This is a genomic window from Bradyrhizobium elkanii WSM2783, from assembly GCF_000472865.1.
GTDB lineage: Bacteria > Pseudomonadota > Alphaproteobacteria > Rhizobiales > Xanthobacteraceae > Bradyrhizobium > Bradyrhizobium elkanii_A.
On the sequence record NZ_AXAP01000023.1, the window covers coordinates 48,510 to 65,483 of the forward strand.

At 61.6% G+C, this 16,974-nt stretch carries 20 protein-coding genes; 12 read left to right on the forward strand and 8 right to left on the reverse strand.

Going from position 1 to position 16,974, the window contains the following annotated elements; all coding sequences use genetic code 11:
• Positions 1-49 precede the first annotated feature (49 nt).
• Entirely contained in the window at positions 50-1,303 is a 1,254-nt protein-coding gene (locus YY7_RS0120695; RefSeq protein ID WP_028164885.1) for a CaiB/BaiF CoA transferase family protein, read from the forward strand.
• Positions 1,304-1,501: 198 nt separating this feature from the next.
• Here the strand turns inward: YY7_RS0120695 and YY7_RS0120700 are convergent, their stop codons facing one another.
• From YY7_RS0120700 to YY7_RS0120720, 5 genes are all read right to left on the reverse strand, one after another.
• Positions 1,502-1,687, reverse strand: a complete 186-nt coding sequence (locus YY7_RS0120700; protein WP_028164886.1) for a hypothetical protein — start codon at positions 1,685-1,687, stop codon at positions 1,502-1,504.
• An 89-nt stretch (positions 1,688-1,776) separates the two neighbouring features.
• The gene (locus YY7_RS0120705; RefSeq protein WP_028164887.1) at positions 1,777-2,097 is read right to left on the reverse strand and encodes a cupin domain-containing protein; all 321 of its coding nucleotides are present in this window, start codon (positions 2,095-2,097) and stop codon (positions 1,777-1,779) included.
• Positions 2,094-2,834 (reverse strand): YqcI/YcgG family protein, encoded by a 741-nt coding sequence (locus YY7_RS0120710; protein WP_245287342.1) that lies wholly within the window; start codon positions 2,832-2,834, stop codon positions 2,094-2,096. Before YY7_RS0120710 ends, YY7_RS0120705 begins: the two co-directional genes overlap by 4 nt.
• Before the next feature lie 40 nt (positions 2,835-2,874).
• Entirely contained in the window at positions 2,875-4,167 is a 1,293-nt protein-coding gene (locus tag YY7_RS0120715; RefSeq protein ID WP_028164889.1) for an MFS transporter, read from the reverse strand.
• Positions 4,167-4,880 carry a hypothetical protein gene (locus YY7_RS0120720; protein WP_028164890.1) on the reverse strand — a complete coding sequence of 238 codons (714 nt, stop codon included), beginning with the start codon at positions 4,878-4,880 and terminating at the stop codon, positions 4,167-4,169. Before YY7_RS0120720 ends, YY7_RS0120715 begins: the two co-directional genes overlap by 1 nt.
• 116 nt (positions 4,881-4,996) lie before the next feature.
• Between YY7_RS0120720 and YY7_RS0120725 the strand changes: the two genes are divergently transcribed.
• From YY7_RS0120725 to YY7_RS0120735, 3 genes are all read left to right on the forward strand, one after another.
• Positions 4,997-5,962 carry a GlxA family transcriptional regulator gene (locus YY7_RS0120725; protein WP_433994514.1) on the forward strand — a complete coding sequence of 322 codons (966 nt, stop codon included), beginning with the start codon at positions 4,997-4,999 and terminating at the stop codon, positions 5,960-5,962.
• A gap of 146 nt (positions 5,963-6,108) precedes the next feature.
• Positions 6,109-7,242 carry an alpha-hydroxy acid oxidase gene (locus YY7_RS0120730; protein WP_028164892.1) on the forward strand — a complete coding sequence of 378 codons (1,134 nt, stop codon included), beginning with the start codon at positions 6,109-6,111 and terminating at the stop codon, positions 7,240-7,242.
• 100 nt (positions 7,243-7,342) lie between these two features.
• Complete coding sequence (locus tag YY7_RS0120735; protein ID WP_245287343.1) at positions 7,343-7,567, forward strand: hypothetical protein; 225 nt, start codon at positions 7,343-7,345, stop codon at positions 7,565-7,567.
• Positions 7,568-7,575: 8 nt separating this feature from the next.
• Here the strand turns inward: YY7_RS0120735 and YY7_RS0120740 are convergent, their stop codons facing one another.
• From YY7_RS0120740 to YY7_RS64775, 3 genes are all read right to left on the reverse strand, one after another.
• Positions 7,576-7,761, reverse strand: a complete 186-nt coding sequence (locus YY7_RS0120740) for a hypothetical protein (protein WP_028164894.1) — start codon at positions 7,759-7,761, stop codon at positions 7,576-7,578.
• Positions 7,762-7,924: 163 nt separating this feature from the next.
• Positions 7,925-8,185 (reverse strand): hypothetical protein, encoded by a 261-nt coding sequence (locus YY7_RS0120745; protein ID WP_028164895.1) that lies wholly within the window; start codon positions 8,183-8,185, stop codon positions 7,925-7,927.
• Positions 8,186-8,516: 331 nt separating this feature from the next.
• Positions 8,517-8,849, reverse strand: coding sequence for a hypothetical protein (locus YY7_RS64775; protein ID WP_028164896.1), 333 nt, complete (start codon positions 8,847-8,849; stop codon positions 8,517-8,519).
• A gap of 481 nt (positions 8,850-9,330) precedes the next feature.
• Here YY7_RS64775 and YY7_RS65105 point away from each other — a divergent pair, with 481 nt between their 5' ends.
• The 8 genes from YY7_RS65105 (at position 9,331) to YY7_RS0120790 (ending at position 16,931) form a co-directional block, all read left to right on the forward strand.
• The gene (locus YY7_RS65105) at positions 9,331-10,029 is read left to right on the forward strand and encodes a phage terminase large subunit (RefSeq protein ID WP_433994515.1); all 699 of its coding nucleotides are present in this window, start codon (positions 9,331-9,333) and stop codon (positions 10,027-10,029) included.
• 54 nt (positions 10,030-10,083) lie between these two features.
• The gene (locus tag YY7_RS63305; protein ID WP_245287344.1) at positions 10,084-10,410 is read left to right on the forward strand and encodes a hypothetical protein; all 327 of its coding nucleotides are present in this window, start codon (positions 10,084-10,086) and stop codon (positions 10,408-10,410) included.
• A gap of 238 nt (positions 10,411-10,648) precedes the next feature.
• Positions 10,649-11,875, forward strand: a complete 1,227-nt coding sequence (locus YY7_RS0120765; protein WP_051396822.1) for an acyl-CoA dehydrogenase family protein — start codon at positions 10,649-10,651, stop codon at positions 11,873-11,875.
• A 10-nt stretch (positions 11,876-11,885) separates the two neighbouring features.
• The gene (locus YY7_RS0120770) at positions 11,886-12,434 is read left to right on the forward strand and encodes a flavin reductase family protein (RefSeq protein ID WP_028164899.1); all 549 of its coding nucleotides are present in this window, start codon (positions 11,886-11,888) and stop codon (positions 12,432-12,434) included.
• Positions 12,435-12,763: 329 nt separating this feature from the next.
• The gene (locus YY7_RS0120775) at positions 12,764-13,498 is read left to right on the forward strand and encodes a Crp/Fnr family transcriptional regulator (RefSeq protein WP_027582438.1); all 735 of its coding nucleotides are present in this window, start codon (positions 12,764-12,766) and stop codon (positions 13,496-13,498) included.
• Between the two features lie 117 nt (positions 13,499-13,615).
• Positions 13,616-13,885, forward strand: a complete 270-nt coding sequence (locus tag YY7_RS0120780) for a hypothetical protein (protein WP_028164900.1) — start codon at positions 13,616-13,618, stop codon at positions 13,883-13,885.
• Between the two features lie 98 nt (positions 13,886-13,983).
• Positions 13,984-16,080, forward strand: a complete 2,097-nt coding sequence (locus tag YY7_RS0120785; RefSeq protein ID WP_028164901.1) for a molybdopterin oxidoreductase family protein — start codon at positions 13,984-13,986, stop codon at positions 16,078-16,080.
• Positions 16,081-16,148: 68 nt separating this feature from the next.
• Positions 16,149-16,931: an enoyl-CoA hydratase/isomerase family protein gene (locus YY7_RS0120790; protein ID WP_028164902.1), complete on the forward strand. Its 783-nt coding sequence runs from the start codon at positions 16,149-16,151 to the stop codon at positions 16,929-16,931.
• The last annotated feature ends 43 nt before the right edge of the window (positions 16,932-16,974 follow it).

The window sequence follows — 16,974 nt, forward strand, 5'->3', positions numbered from 1 at the left end:
AACGGTGGGCGTTTGCCCAATAACTGACAATAAGAGGAAGCGCTGAGCCATGACCGCTGGACCACAATTGCCCGAGCGCGCGCCGCGCGCAAAGGGCGAACCGGCCGCCCTCGATGGTCTGCTGGTTATCGATTTCACCCGCGTGGTTGCCGGTCCCGCCTGTACGCAGACGCTTGCCGACTTCGGCGCGGAGGTCATCAAGATCGAAAATCCAGACGGTGGCGACGACACGCGCGCCTATGAGCATGCGGAAATCGGCGGCGAGAGCGCGGCCTATCTCAGCCTCAACCGCAACAAGCGGGGTATTGCGCTCGACTTCACCAATCCCGCAGCGCTCGAGGTGGTGCGCGAGCTCATCGCCAAGGCTGATGTCGTGGTGGAGAATTTCTCCGGCGGCGTGATGAAGAAGTTCGGCCTCGACTATGCTTCGGTGGCGCCGAGCAATCCGCGACTGATCTATTGCTCGATCTCGGCCTATGGCCGCAAGGGCGAGTTTGCCCTGCGACCGGGGTTCGATCCGATCACGCAGGCCGAAAGCGGCTTCATGTCGCTGAACGGTTTTCCCGATGGCGAGCCCGTACGGACAGGTCCGCCGATCGTCGACATGGCAACCGGCATGTCGGCCTGCAATGCGATCCTGCTTGCATTGCTGGCACGCGACCGGCTCGGGCGTGGCCAGCATGTCGAGGTCGCGCTGATCGATATGGCGGTAGCGATGACCGGATTTTACGGCATGGCCTATCTGATCAGCGGCCAGAATCCTGGTCGCTTCGGCAATTCGCCAAACGGTTCGCCAACGGTCGGTCTCTACCAGGCCGCCGATGGTCCGCTCTACATGGCCTGCGCCAACGACCGGCTGTACCGCCGCCTCGTCACCGAAGTGTTCGACCGGCCGGATCTCATCACCCATCCCGATTTCGCGCACCGCAAGAACCGGACCGCAAACAGAGAGAAGCTGCGCGCGATCATTGCCGGCATCTTTGCCACCGACCGGCTCGAAAACTGGATGGCGAAGATGAAGAAGGCCAATATTCCGGTCGGCTATCTGCGCACGGTCGAGCAGGGATTCAATGCGCCGGAAGTGCGCGACCGTGATCGCCTCAGCAGGATTCCGCACCCGACTGCTGGATTCGTTCCCAATATCGAGACGCCGATCGGGATGAGCGTTACGCCGACCGTCGACCCGGTTGCCGCGCCGCTGCTTGGCCAGCACACCAGCGACGTGCTGCGCACCACGCTCGGCTATGACGACGGCCGTATCGCGGCGCTGAAGAAAGCTGGAGCGTTCGGGAAGACGGACTAAGCGGACCATCGTCTGGCGGATCGGCCTGGGCACGCTCCGCCGGCGATCTCTAGAGCATATTCGGTTCTGACTGAATCAGAACCGGAGCTCTAGATTCTTGTTTTGACGCGTTTTCTTCACGCGAACCGGCATCCACTTCGCTCGAAAACGCTGTAGCCTTGGGCCGATCTCGCTTTTCGAGCCAGCCAAGCTACAGCTTCAGTTCGGCTTGCTGCGGAGTTTGTTGTTTGGCCTCTCGTCCGCTTCCTTGTGCTCGGCCCGGTCGATCTCGAGCCGCGCCATCCGCAGTATCAAGGTGGCCGTGGTCAGACCGAGGCGTTCGGCCTCCTGGGCTGCGGTTTCAACCTTCTTCGCCAAGCCGTCGCGTTTGCCCGGATATGCCATAAATTCTTCCTCTCTTAATAAGTGGATTAACAATCCAGTTGTGTTGCGGAGCTGCAGTAGATAGCTCGGAGCTCCGTCGAGCGAAACGATCAGTTCCGCGCCATATTGGCGGGTGGCTGGGTCGCGATTGCATAGACCGCACCGCCTTCGAGCGCTTCCGATTGGTGGACCGTGCCGGCCGGGAGAAAGATGGTATCGCCGGCGCTGACGATGCGCTGACCGCCATCCCAGGTGAAATTCAGTCTGCCGGTGATGATCATCAGGATCTCGTCGACCGGATGGGTGTGGAAGCTATGGACCTTGCCCGCAACGTCATGCTGCAGTTCGATCGAGCCTTGTTCCGGAAGCAGGTTGAGGATCGCCGGATCGATCGCGAATTCGGTCTTCTGAGCTGTCACAATCCTGGTCATGCCGCTTGCTCCGTGTTGCTGGTGTGAGCCGACTTGTTCTGCGCGAGCTTGGCGAAGGGGCAGCCCCCTACGGAATGGTTGTCGTCCTGCAGGAAATATTGCTGGTACTCGCGCCCGTTGGTCGCGCCGTAGCGTCCGAGCAGCGGCGAGGGACTGGTGCTGTCGTAGGGAATGAGCCGTTTGCGCACTTCCGCGAATGCCGCATTGGCCGCCTTTTCCGTTCCGAGGATCTTTTCGAACACCCACCGCGGCTGGAAGGTCAGCATGAACGCGCTGGAGCGACGGCTCTGGCGCATCACATGCGCGGGCGTCGTGCACACCACGAAGATCGGTTCGCCGGCGAAGGAGAATTCCCACATCGGATCGTCCAACTGTTCAGGAATGTCGTTTGGCCAAGCAGACTTGTCCAGCCGCGCAAGCTGGTCGAGCGTCGACCACATCTTGCGATAATAGGCGTCAAGCGTTTGTACCGGGCGCGGCCGCGTAAACATGATCAGCGAAGTATTGGGGCCGAACGAGCGGGCCTGCGAGACATAATGCGCGAGCTGTTCTCCGAGTACTTCGACGTCGTACGGATCGAGGAATAGGTAGCGGAGCTGGTCCTGGCGATAACCGGCTACGCCGAACACGCAGGGGAACGGTCTCGCTTCGCTGCTCATCTGCGCTTCGAACTCGGCGAACATCACGCTTTGCCAACTGCTCACCGCAAATTTCGACGCGACTTCTTCTTTTCTCAAGAACAAACGCTCCATAACGCCCCCTACAAGGTTAACGCCACTACTGAACTATCAGCTTGCCTCTCATCAAAAGCGGTCCGGCAATCCCGGGCAGCGACATGAGCAGCAGAATTGCGATCAAGGTGCCGTAGCCGGCATCTCCGATCGCACCTGCGCCATGTGCGGTATCGACTACGGCGAACTGGCTCGCGACAAGCATGGCGAACCCGATGATCGGTTGCGCGATGCCGGCAAAGATCCCGGCCGCGGTCGTGTTCACGGATGCGCCGACGCCGATGAGGTCGGCCGTGTAGAGCCGCTTGGTGCATTTGAGCACAAGGGGGACCGTTCCGCCGGCGACCAGGCCGAGCGTGGTGAACACCACGGTGACATAAACAAGGCCGAATGCCTTGGCGATCGGCGGCAGCAGCATCGCGACGAGGATCATGCGGAGCACGCAAATGCGGATCAGTGCTGCGTCGAGTGCCGCCACGCGGTCGGCTGCGTGACCGAGGAAGATGGAGCCGATGGCGTTGCCGATCATGAAGGCAAGCAGCGGCGTTCCGGCGGCGGTCGGCGAGATGTTGAAAAAGTGCGCCACCATCGGAATGCCCCATACTCCCGACAGCGTCGTCACCACTGCGAAATGGGACGCAAAGGTCATGGCGCATCCCCAATTGGCGACATGCGACAACGATTGCCGTGCGGCGCCGATGACGCTCTTCAGCGTCTTGTTGCCGGATGACACCGGATTTGGTTTTAATGCGAACTTGGCGGCGACGAGATTGGCGAGGCCGACAACGGCTATGAACAGAAAGCAGGCGCGCCACCCGAAGCCCGTTACGGCGGCCGCAAGCGGCGTCGTCGCGATCACGCCTCCGACATATCCCGACACCTGTGAGATGCCCGACATGATGCCGAACCGCTCATCGGAGAAGTTCTGCGCGACCAGCTTCAAGAGCGCGGTGAACACCAGCGCATCGCCGCAGGCGACGATCAGGCGCGCTGCGAAGACATCAGGCAGGTTCGGCGCCAGCGCAAAGGCTGCGCTGCCCAGCGACGAAGCGACCATGCTGGCCAGCACCACGCGCTTGACGCCGTAACGGTCGACCAGAAGGCCGGCCGGAATCTGCATTAGCGTGTAGCCCCAGAAGTAGCCGGAGGCGAGCATCGCGACGCCTGCGGCGTCGGTGCCGAAGTCGTGCATCAGGCTCAGATTGACCGATTGCGGCGAGACGCGCTGCAGGAAGGCGATGGCGTAGGCGACAGCGACCGTCGCCCAGGCCCAATAGGCCCGGTCCCCGAGCCGCGAGGCCGTCGAGGCGTATGCGGTTTGCTGACCCAGCATCGACATCACACCCTCGCAAATCCAACCGAGAATAGTGCATCCGCCGAATCCGGAATCATGCGGGACATCGCCGCATCGACCAGGGATGCGGTGCCGCGGTAAGCTTGCCGGTGGTGCTTAATGTGGCCATAGGCGCCGCGCATGATCATTTCCGGCACCTCGAGCGGTTTGCCGGGATAGAGGGTTGCGCACATCTCGACGCAGGCTGCCTGCAGGGCGGAATCCCTGATGTCGTCGAGCAGCGAAGGTGTCACTTTCTCGCAGATCTTGGCATTGGCCGCCCAGACGATTGGATTGCGTGTCCGCCATCCGTAGAACAGGCCGCCAATTCCCTTTGCTGCTGAGCTTGCACGCTTCAGCACTTCCTGAGTGAAGAAGCCGTACAGACCGTGTCCCTGGTGAGCCGGAAGCACCTCGGTGCCGCTGCGATAGACCGCAGGTCCGCATGACATCTGCAGCACGCGATAGACGGAAAAGGCCGCCAGTCCCAAGCTGTCAAACACAAGGATGAGGCTATACTTGCGGTCGAACGGGGGAGAGCTTGCGGTCCAGTGCGGCTCCGTCGCCTTCCAGTTTACGGCGATGATGCCATTCATGGCGTCCATCAGCGGCTGGCGGTCGGAAGCTCCGATGCAGGATGCATCCGGAAAACTGTAGACGGCATAACCGGCCCAGGGCGAGTTGATGGCCTGGTATTGGCTGCCGAGCTTTCGCACCATGGCAGAACTCCACTGTCCATAGAGAGCTATACAGGCGAGGCTCGAATGGCTTAAAGGACAATATGCCCTCGAAATCTGCCAAATCCCGACGGCTCCCTCCGCGCCCGCAGGCCGCGATGCGGCGGATTGCGATTGTCGCTTTTCCCGGCGTGACACTGCTCGACATCTCCGGGCCGGCGCAGGTGTTCGCCGAATTGGAGGCAATCGAATTGCCGGGCCCCGGATATTCGCTTTCCTATCTGTCCACCTCGGGCGGATTGGTTTCGACGGATGTGGGGATGATGATCGGCACGGCTCCGATCAGCAGCGTGCGACCGCACCAGATCGACACGTTGGTGATCCCGGGTGGCCCCGGCATCTGGGAGATCCGCAATGACGCGCGCTTGATGAAATGGATTTCGCAGGCGCTGCCGCAGGTACGCCGGATCGCCTCGGTCTGCCTCGGGGCTTTCGCGCTCGCCTGGACCGGTGTACTGGACGGCAAGCGCGCTGCGACGCACTGGCGCTATTGCCCGCGGCTGCAGGACAGCTTTCCAAATGTCCGCGTCGAGCCCAATGCGATCTTCGTCAAGGATGGGCATGTCTGGTCATCGGCCGGCGTCAGCGCCGGCATCGACCTCGCGCTCGCCATGATCGAAGAGGATTTCGGCCATAGGATTGCGCTCGATGTTGCCCGACGGCTGGTGGTGTTCCTGAAACGGCCGGGCGGTCAGAGCCAGTTCTCGACCGTTCTCGCAGCACAGGCTTCCGATGTCGAAGGTCGCTTCAGCGCGCTCCATGCCTGGATCATCGAAAACATCGCCAGCGATCTCCGGGTGGAAACATTGGCCGCGAAAGCCGGCATGACACCGCGCACCTTCGCCCGCACCTATGCCAGCCGCACCGGCATGACGCCGGCAAACGGCGTCGAGGCCCTCCGCGTCGAAACCGCTCGGCTGCTGCTGGAGAGCCGGCAAATACGCGGCGTCGTCGAGGTCGCAAAACGTGCCGGCTTTGGTGACGACGAGCGGATGCGGCGCGCCTTCCTCAGGCATCTCGGCGTATCGCCGACCGAATACAGAAACCGCTTTTCGGGCGGTTGAGCGCTGGAGTTCTCCGCTGTCGGCAGACGGGTGATCGCAAGCGAATAGCTGCCCTTCATTTGCATCCGGGATTTAGCCCTTCAAGGCGGTAGCTTTTGCCGCTTATCTGCGGCTAATGTGCCGGTCAAAACGGGAGAGAAACTACCATGAATGACGGGACCTCCATGCGGCCGACACGCAATGTCGAACTCGGGGCCAGCGGCGAAGAATACCAGAACCTGCACGAATTTGTCCGTAAGGCTCGCGCCAGGCTGAACCAGAACGCCTGGGATTACATCGTCGGCGCTTCCGAGACCGAGACCACGCTGCGGCGCAACCGGGTGGCGCTGGATGAGATCGCGTTCCGGCCGCGTGTGCTGCGCAACGTCGTTCACGTCGATGCTTCGACGGAGGTGTTCGGACGCAAATTGCGACTGCCGGTCATGCTTGCACCGGTCGGCGCGCTTGAGATCTTCGATCCTGCGGCGGGAGCGGCGGTCGCCCGCGGCGCGGGCGCATTCGGCGCGGCGCACATGCTGAGCTCGGTGTCCGAGCCAGGGCTTGAGAATACCGCGAAGGCCGCACCCGATGCGCTGCGCATTTTCCAGCTCTATGTCCGCGGGGATGATGCCTTTGTCGAGGACGTCGTCAGCCGCAGTGTTGCCAACGGCTATTCCGCATTCTGCCTGACCGTCGATACCGCCCATTACAGCCGTCGCGAGCGCGACATTGCCAAGCGGTACGTGCGGGAAAGCCGTATTCGCGCCACCGGCGGCGACTTCCAGAAAGGGCTGGAATGGCGGACGGTGAAGTTGATCAAGGACAAGTTCAAGATACCGCTGGTCATCAAGGGGATCGCGACCGCGGAGGACGCGGTCATCGCGCTCGATCACGGCGTCGACTGGATCTACGTTTCCAACCATGGAGGCCGTCAGCTCGATCACGGCCGCGGTGCGATGCACGTCCTGCCGGAAATCGTCGAGGCGGTGAGGGGCCGCGCCAAGATCATGGTGGACGGCTCGTTCTGCCGCGGCACCGACATCGTGAAGGCGATCGCCTCGGGCGCCGATCTCGTCGGCATCGGTCGCCTGCAATGCTGGGCCCTGGCCGCCGATGGCGAGAGGGGCGTCGCCCGCATGCTGGAATTGCTGGAAGACGAGGTGATCCGCTGCCTCGGTCTGCTCGGCGTGACCAGCTTCGCCGAACTCGACAAGTCCTACCTGCACCCCGCGACGGCGAGCAATCCGCCGGGCGCGTTCAGCGCATTTCCGCTGCTGGACATTGAGCCGTATCGCTACTAGCGGCATCGATTTCCGACCTGCGGAAGCGGCGAGGGAACGCGAAGGCGGCTGTCGCGTTATCGCAACCATCGCCGCCGCATCCGAGAAGCGGGAAACGAGAATGCCGGAATGGTCTACGCGAATGGCGGATAACCCGTTCGCAGATTTTTCTCTCGAACGAGCCATTGCGCTCCGCTGGGCGTTGCGGGACATCCAGGCTCGCCGCCTGAAGATATCCCCTGTCAGCGACGAGGACCTCCGCATCCTGAGCGAGCTCGGTCTGGTCGAGCTGCAGGACGAGAGTCCCGTTCTGACTCAGGCCGGCATGGCGGTGCTGAGCGGCTGATGCAAGCTTTAGCGGGCCTGCAGGAAGCTCTCGCCGGAGTCGCACGGCGTGCAGCGATAGGTCAGCACGTCGTAAACCTGATCTCGCGGCTCGATCGAGGCGAGGCGCATCTGTGCGCCGCACTTCATGCATGGCATTTCGATGCCGGTCTTGAATCGCGTGCAGGTCGGCGTCGGCCGGAATGTGCGCAGCATTGGATCCCCTCTCCCCCAAGAGACGCAACGCCACTGACTTGTGGGCGAACAACCCACCGAATCACTGTGCCACACTCTCGCCACCATTGGAATCCGGCAGGTTCGATGCAGCCAGAAAATGTTTATCGAGGGAGGTGTCGACAGCCGTGCCTGGCCACTGCGCTCAACGCCGCCGCGCTACCGCGACGCCGAACAGGAATGCGACGAACAGGCTCGTTAGCGGCGCTTCGCGGGTGATCGCGCTGATCGTGGAAAGCATGCCGCCGGGTTGACGGGAAGTCTTGATCGCGTCGCTGAGCCGATCGATCGCAGCCCGAAGACCATCGGAAACCTCCGTGATCGTACGCGATACATCGGTTGCGGTGTCGATCGCGCGTTCGCCAAGGCTGGGCTGCAGCGGGGATTCGGGTGTTTCGAAGTTCACGGCTCGAACCTCACGAGATCGGGTCTGACAGCGCACGATGCGCCGAAGATCAGCACCCAACCGATGAAATGCGTCAACGGCGAATTTGTTCCACCTGCGGACAGTCCCTTCGGTCTGGCGGGCGCGGAACCTCGGAGCTCCGGAGGATTTGTTCACTAGCCCAGACGCATTCGATGGAGAAGAGTCCTTTGATAGGAAATCGCTCGAACCGGCACGGCGGGGCGCCCCTCTTGGTAGCACTGGCGGTGGCGGCAGCCGGCGTGCTCGGCATATTGGTGGTCGATCATGGTCCGTGGAGCAAGCCGAAGGTACAGCCCGCCGCGACAGCCAATTACTCCACAACCGGCGAAGCTGCGCGAGCGGCAGGCGCCACGGTCATGCCGACGGAGCCGAAGTCATCGATCGAGCCTGCTCCGCCCGGACCGAAGCCCGCGCATCCGGCTAACTCCACAGTGCCGCAATGAGCCTCGAGGCTGGTTTTGTTTTTCGCGGTCGTGCAAGAAGTGCGCTCCAGAAAACGTTGACGCGTCGGGCAAATCAGGAGCATAAGGACATCGTCGCGGAATTCGTCAATGCCCGCAGCGGAAGTAACCGCTGCGGGCATTTTGCTGTCCCAGCGTGCGACCACCGATGATGCGCAGCCGGATCGCTGGCTCTGCGCCAAGTCAACTCGGACGTTGACACGTCGGGCAAATCAGGGGCATAAGGACATCATCGCAAACATTGTGAAGCCCGCGCGGAGAAATCCGCGGCGGGCTTTTTCTTTTCCGTTTTTCGAATCGGACGACGGCGGCGCGTCACGACGCCACATCTCCATGCCCCGACGCCGCGCGTCGCAAGCGCGCCGTCGTCCGAACCACTTTCACCGTCAATCAGCCGGCGCGCGCGAACGCGCCGGCCTCGCGGCCTGGCGCAGATGTGCCATGGCCGCAAGCGGCCCCCGACGATCCAGGGGATAAGGTTCGCGCCGAAATGATCGCTGTTCTCCGGAGCGATCTGCCGCAAATTCAATACGCCGTCGCGCGCAAGCGAAGCCATACGACCTTCCTGATCTGCATGAGGCTTAAGTGGCAAAAACTCTTACCGAAATTCGTTCGCTCGCCCGCAGTCACACCAGAACAGCGTTGAACGTCCTGGTGGGCATCATGCGCAGCAAAGATGCAACGCCGGCTGCGCGCGTGTCCGCCACCAATGCCGTTCTCGACCGTGGCTGGGGCAAGGCCCCGCAGGCGATCGAGAACGGCGATGGCCAGCTAGAACTCGTCCACCGAATAGAGCGCGTCATTGTCCATCCTGAAAATTTTCCGACCGCGAAAGCATTTGAACCGCTGCTGCAACCCGGCCGATACAAGGCAGCATTCGGGGGCAGGGGCTCGGGAAAATCCCATTTCTTTGGAGAGCTTCTGGTCGAAACCTGCCAGGCTGAGCGTGGCACGCTCGCGGTCTGCATCCGCGAGGCGCAGCGGACGCTGGCGCAATCCTCAAAACGCCTGATCGAAAGCAAGATCACCGCTCTCGGCATCGGCAGCGGCTTCAAGCTGTTTGCCGACAAGATCGAAACACCAGGCGACGGTATCATCATCTTTCGCGGAATGCAGGATCATACGGCGGACTCGATCAAGTCCCTTGAAGGCTTTCGTATCGCCTGGGTCGACGAGGCGCAGTCACTGAGCGCACGCAGTCTCGCGCTGTTGCGTCCGACTATTCGTGCCGAAGGCTCGGAATTGTGGGCGAGTTGGAATCCGCGGCGTAAGACCGACGCGATTGACGATTTCCTGCGCGCACGAAAGCCGCCGGGCGCAATCGTCGTGCACGCGAACTGGCGCGACAATCCCTGGTTTTAGGAAGAGCGGCGGACCGACCTGTCGCTCTATCCCGATCGCTATGATCACATCTGGGTGCGAGCGTTCGAAGGCGCCTATTTCGCCGAGATGCTGACGCAGGCGCGGAAAGAGGGACGCATCGGAAAGGTCTCCGCCGATCCGCTGCTGGCCCTGCGCGCTTTCATCGATATCGGCGGCTCCGGCGCGACCGCCGATGCCTTCACGATCTGGGTGACGCAGTGGATCGGATCTGAAATTCGCATCCTGGACTACTACGAGAGCGTCGGTCAGGTGCTCGCCTTTCACGTCAACTGGCTGCGCTCGCGCGGCTATCGGCTGTATCAGCCGCAGGCTCCCTGGGCGTGGCCGCGCACCCTGTACTGGCGGAAAACCATGGGGTGATACTGGAAGCGAGCTAGCGAAATGGGAGCCCGCAGCAGGTTAGACGAGGCACGCAGGTCGTTGAGAAGTTCCGAACAAGCCCGGTGGCCGTCCTGGCCGCCGGGCTTATTTTTGCTTCCAGGCGGCAACTCGTTCACGTCGGGATGCTGCGAGGAGTCTTGATCCGTGGTGTTCAAGCGATAAACTGCGAGCGGTCTTGGCCACTTTGGGATCAGAAAGGCCGAGCGGGAAAACGCCAATGGCAACGGACGGCCACAGCCCCGGTGGAAGCTCGCCTATCGAGCGGCAAGCAGAAGATTATGTGGCCATGGTCGCGCGTGCCAGGGCACTCATTCCGGCACTTCGCGAGCGGGCGGCACGGACCGAGGAATTACGGCGCCTGCCGGCGGAGACCGAGTACGATCTGCATAACGCCGGCCTGTTCCGGATTCTGCAGCCGAGGCGCGTCGGCGGCGCGGAGCTCGACTATGTCGCGCTGATCGATTGTGCCGATGCGCTGGGGCAGGGCGATGCTTCCGTTGCGTGGAATTTCGCCAATCTTGCGAGCCACCACTGGATGCTTGGGATGTTCGATCCACAGGCTCAGGATGTGGTCTGGAGCAAGGAACCGAATACTCTGATTGCGTCCTCCTTCATATTCCCCGCCGGCCGGGCGCGGAAGGTCGATGGCGGCTACGTGTTGACCGGATGCTGGCCTTTCTCGTCGGGCGTCGAATCCTGCGAATGGAATATGCTTGGCAGCGTGGTCTCCTCGGATGACGAGGCCGATGGCGTCGAATATCGGATATTCCTGCTCAATCGGCGGGACTATAGGATCAAGGATATCTGGAACGCGACCGGCCTGCGCGGGACCGGCTCGAATGAGGTCGAGGTCGAGGGAGCCTTTGTCGCAAATTCGATGTCGATCGCGGTGAGCGATCTCGCGGGTGGGCCGACGGCTGGCAGTTCGGTCAATCCGAACCCGCTCTACGCGCTGCCGGTCTTTGCGCTGTTTCCATATGTCTTGTCAGGCGTTGCCCTCGGCAATGCACAGGCATGTCTCGACGACTATGTCGGGATCGCCCGCCATCGCGTTTCGACCTCCAATCGCGCCAAGCTTGGCGACATGCAGAGCACACAGATCAAGATCGCGGAAGCTTCCGCCAAGATCGATGCGGCGCGCCTGATCATGCGAGCGAACTGCATCGGCGCGATGGCGGACGCACGGAGCGGCCATATCCCCGATATCGCCGCCAAGACCAGGCTGCGGCGCGACGGCGCTTTCTCAGTCAATCTCTGCAGCGAGGCGGTATCGCTGTTGTTCGCCGCAAGCGGGGCGCGCAGCCTTTTCACGTCAGGTACGTTGCAGCGGCAGTTCCGCGACGCCCATGCGATCAATTCACACCTTGCCTTCAATTTCGATGCGGCGGGGACCAACTATGGACGCGTGGCGCTGGGCTTGCCGTCCGAAAATCTGACGCTCTGAGGTTCACCGGATGTCTGATGTACCCAAGCATCCGGCCGACCCGGCCAATGAATTTGCCAGCGGAAACTCGCCGATCGATCCACGGGATTTTCGGAATGCGCTGGGCGCATTTGCGACCGGTGTCACAATCGTGACGGCAATGGCCGCGGACGGCAGGCCATATGGCGTCACCTGCAACTCCTTTGCGTCGGTATCGCTGAATCCGCCGTTGGTGTTGTGGAGCCTTGGCCTGTTCTCGCAGGGCCTGCCCATCTTCCAGAATGCGAGCCACTTCACTGTCAATGTGCTCGGCGCGTCCCAGCAGGCATTGGCGTCGCAATTTGCAAAATCCTCAAACGATAAATTCGCCGGGGTGAGCTGGACGCCTGGACTGGGAAACGCACCCGTCATCGCCGACTGCGGCGCCAACTTTCAATGTCGTGCCGTCAATCGCTACTATGGCGGCGATCACGTCATATTCTTGGGTGCGGTTGAGGCCTATTCCTACAACCGGCAGGAGCCCCTGCTGTTTGCGCGCGGGTCGTTCGGTCGCTTTCTCGCGGACGAGGGCGGCAAATAGACCCGGATCGCCCCGGGTGACAAGGCCAGGGGTGCGCGGCAGCGCTCCAGCAAATTGGCGCAGTCACTTTTCGAGCGTGAAGCTGAAATTACTTAAGTTTGCCGTAGAGTTGTCGGATGTGTCGCACGTGCCGTCCAGGTGGCAGATGCAGGCGAGGGCTACTTGGGCGAGACGGGAGAGGGGCTCCGGACGGCTGGCTTCCCACGTCAGGATCGGAGCGTTACACTCACATCAACGTATGAAGCCGCTTTCCAGTTGAAAAGCCGGTTTTGGTTGACTACGGAAGAACTACATCCCAGGCAATTTTTGCTTTCGGAGTTGTAACGAGCGTGCCCCAGGATAAAACGGGCGAGACTCGCGGATTTTCGACCAGCAAATTGTCGGTTCTCCGCAAGCATCCATACTTTGTCGATCTCGAACCCGAGGCGTTCGAGCAGCTTTGTCGTTACGCCAAGCACACGACGCTGAAGCGCGGAGCTGCGATCTTCTCGAAGGGAGATCCGGGCACAAGCCTGTTTGCTGTCATATCGGGCACCGTCAAAATCAGCATCTCATCGCCCGATGGTCGCAACGCGATCCTGAACCTGATCGAGGCCGGAGAGATCTTCGGCGAGATCGCGGTGCTCGATTCAGGGTTGCGGACAGCCGACGCTACCGCGAACAGCAATTGCGAACTTTTCATCATCGATAAGCGCGAATTCATTCCCTTCGTCCGAAGCCAGCCGGCGCTTGCGATGAAGTTCATCGAGCTCCTGTGCATACGGCTGCGCTGGACCAGTGATCAAGTCGAACAGGTCATCCTGCAAGACCTTCCAGGTCGGGTCGCCAGTGCTTTGCTTCGCCTTACCGAAAAGCACAAGCCTGAGCCGCAAGGTCGTGTCATTGCCATCACCCAGCAAGAGATCAGCGAGATGGTCGGCATGACCCGTGAAAGCATCAATAAGCAGCTCCGGGTTTGGGCCACGCGTGGCTGGGTGCGGCTCGAGCATGGTGCGATCGTGGTGCTGAAGCCGGAAGAACTACAGACCCTGGTCGATTCTGGATCGGAAAACGGCAGCGAATAGCACGTTCCGTGACATCTTTCACAACGCGGTGAGTTCGTCGGGCCTGTGAAGCTGCTCACAGGGTGGTGGCGCGCGTTGCGGTAACCCCACGTCAGGGACCGCAATGTGGAGAGATCCATGCACGACTCATTCGACCAGCCCCCTGACGACGACCAGAACATCTATCAAAGCTGGAGCATCAAGCTCATTGCTTTGCCGTTGCTCATCGCCACCGCCCTGATCGGCATGGTGGTTAGTCATCCGTCGGCTATGAATTGGGTTTCGGACACGGTGCAGGCCGAGCCTGTCGGCCCAGACTTCGTCGGCCCAGACATCATACCGGACGCTCCCCGACCGACACGACTTGCTCTCCCGGCGAGTCGAATCCGCACGCTCCCCAGCGATTGATGTCGCTGCTTGGCGGAACCTGGCTTATGCCCTGTTTCGCACGCAAATTCCCGACAATCCCCCTCGGCGGCGCTGGAATTTGATGTTACCTATTTGGAATGAACGAGCGCGCCAAGATCGACATTCGCCATTCAACCTGTCCGCACGATTGTCCATCGGCCTGTGCGCTCGACATCGAGGTGATCGAGGGCCGCTCGATTGGACGGGTCCGCGGCTCAAAGTTGCAGACGTATACAGCAGGTGTCGTCTGCGCCAAGGTTGCGCGTTATGCCGAGCGTATCCATCATCCCGAGCGGCTCCTCCACCCGATGCGGCGAACCGGGCCGAAGGGCTCGGGCCAGTTTGACCGGATTTCCTGGGACGAGGCGTTAGACGAGATCGTCGCGCGCTTCGATGCGGCCGAACGCGAATTCGGGGCCGAGTCGATCTGGCCCTACTACTACGCCGGCACCATGGGGCTCGTGATGCGCGACGGCATCAATCGCCTGGCGCATGTCAAGAAATACTCCCGCTTCTATTCCACGATTTGCGCGAATATCGCGCGCGTCGGATTTTCGGTTGGCACCGGCAAGATCGCCGGCGTTGATCCGCGTGAAATGGGCGTCTCTGACCTCGTCGTGATCTGGGGAACTAACCCGGTGAACACCCAGGTCAACGTCATGACACACGCGATGCGCGCTCGGAAGGAGCGAGGCGCCAAGATTGCCGCGATCGATATCTACAACAATGACACGGTGAAACAGGCTGACGTGAAGATCATCCTGCGGCCCGGCACCGACGCTGCCTTCGCTTGCGGCGTCATGCATGTGCTGTTTCGCGAAGGCTACGCGGATCGCGCCTACATGGATCGTTATACGGACTGCCCGGATGAACTGGAAGCACATCTCGCCACCAGGACGCCCGAATGGGCTTACTCGATATCAGGCGTGCCGGTGGAGGAGATCGAGGCTTTCGCCCGCCTGGTCGGCCAAACCAAACGCTCGTTCTTCCGCCTGGGCTACGGCTTCACACGAAGCCGAAATGGTGCGGCGCAAATGCACGCGGCGCTCTGCATCCCGGCGGTGACTGGCGCCTGGCAATATGAAGGCGGCGGCGCATTTTTCAACAATGCCGCGATCTGGAAATTCAACGAATCCGTCATCGAGGGACATGATGCGATCGACCGCACCACGCGTTGGCTCGATCAATCGAGGATTGGACGTATCCTGACCGGCGACGCCGAGGCCTTGAAGGGCGGACCGCCGGTCAAGGCGATGCTGATCCAGAACACCAATCCGGTGACGGTGGCGCCGGAGCAGACCTTGGTGCGCGAAGGGTTTGCTCGAGAGGACCTGTTCGTGGCGGTCCATGAGCAGTTCATGACCGAGACTGCAGCCATGGCCGATATCGTCCTGCCCGCGACGATGTTCATGGAGCACGACGATCTCTATTACGGCGGCGGTCACCAGCACATTTCAGTTGGGCCCAAGCTGATCGAGCCTCCGGCCGAATGCCGCAGCAACCATCAAGTGATTCAGGCGCTCGGGCGCCGTCTTAATGCGGTCCATCCCGGCTTTGGGATGTCGCCGCGTGAATTGATCGACGTGACGCTAAAGAAGAGCGGCCATGGCGATATCGAGAGGCTGGAGGCGGATCTGTGGCGTGACATCCAGCCAGATTTCCGGACCTCGCACTACCTCGACGGCTTTGCGCATGCGGACAAGAAGTTCCACTTCAAGGCCGATTGGGCTCATCCGTCTTTCGGGATCGCCGGTCTGGGGCCGTGGGATCAGATGCCGTCGCTACCCGACCATTGGACCATTATTGAGGAGGCCGATGAGCAGCATCCGTTCCGGCTGGCAACCTCGCCGTCACGGAGCTACCTCAACACCAGCTTCAATGAGACGCCGGGATCCCGGGCACGCGAGGGTAAGCCGACGGTGATGATCCATCCGGACGACGCGGCGGCCCTTTCGATTGCCGACGGCGATGCGGTGACGCTCGGCAACTTGCGCGGCGAAACGACGCTAACGGCGAAGCTGTTTGACGGCGTGCGTCGCGGCGTGCTGATCGCCGAATCCATCCACCCAAATAAGGCCCATATTGGTGGCCGCGGCATCAATACGCTGACGGGCGCCGAGACGGTCGCCCCTGTCGGCGGCGCCGCGTTCCACGACAACAAGGTTTGGGTCCGGAAGGCTCGGGTCTCAGCCTAAATCGCTCTTGCAGTCGGCCGCCACCTGCCGCAAATGGTTGCCGGAAACGGCAAGAACAGGTGGGCCAGATGACCGAGAGCAGCAGCGTGATCCTGGAGAAGCGAGGCCAGGCGTTCTGGATCACGATCAACCGACCGGACAAGCGCAATGCGCTCAACGGTGACGTGATCGCGGGCATCGCAAGAGGCTACCGCGACGCTCATGATGACAGCGCTGTCCGCGTCATCGTGCTGACAGGGGCGGGCGACAAGGCCTTTTGCGCGGGGGCCGACCTGCAGAACAGCGGCGCCGCCTTCGCGATGGATTATTCCAAACCGAACGTCGACTACGCCGATCTGTTACGGCTCTCGCAAGATTCAACCAAACCCGCGATCGCGCGCGTAGGCGGGGTGTGCATGGCCGGCGGCATGGGCCTGCTATGTATGACCGATATGGCCGTGGCCGCCGATCACGTCATCTTCGGTCTGCCGGAGGTCAAGGTCGGCGTCTTCCCGATGCAGGTGATGAGCCTTTTGCAGTCGATGGCGCCGCCTCGCCTGGTCAACGAATGGGCGCTGACCGGCGAGCCCTTTGACGCCAAGGCCGCGCAGGCCGCAGGGCTGCTGAATTATGTGGTGCCGGCGGCCGAGCTGGACGCGAAGGTCGAGTGGTTGATCCACCGCATCGTCGACAAGTCGCCGACCGCAATCCGGCGCGGCAAATATGCCATGCGCGCGATCGCCTCAATGTCGTTCGACGAGAGCATCGCCTATACCGAGAGCCAGATCGCGTTGTTGGCGATGACCGAGGATGCCAAGGAGGGCCTCAAAGCGTTCAGCGAGAAGCGCAAACCATCCTGGCCCGGGCGATAGGGCCGGTCCAGGATAAGGAAATTTGCCTCGTCGCGCCTACTGC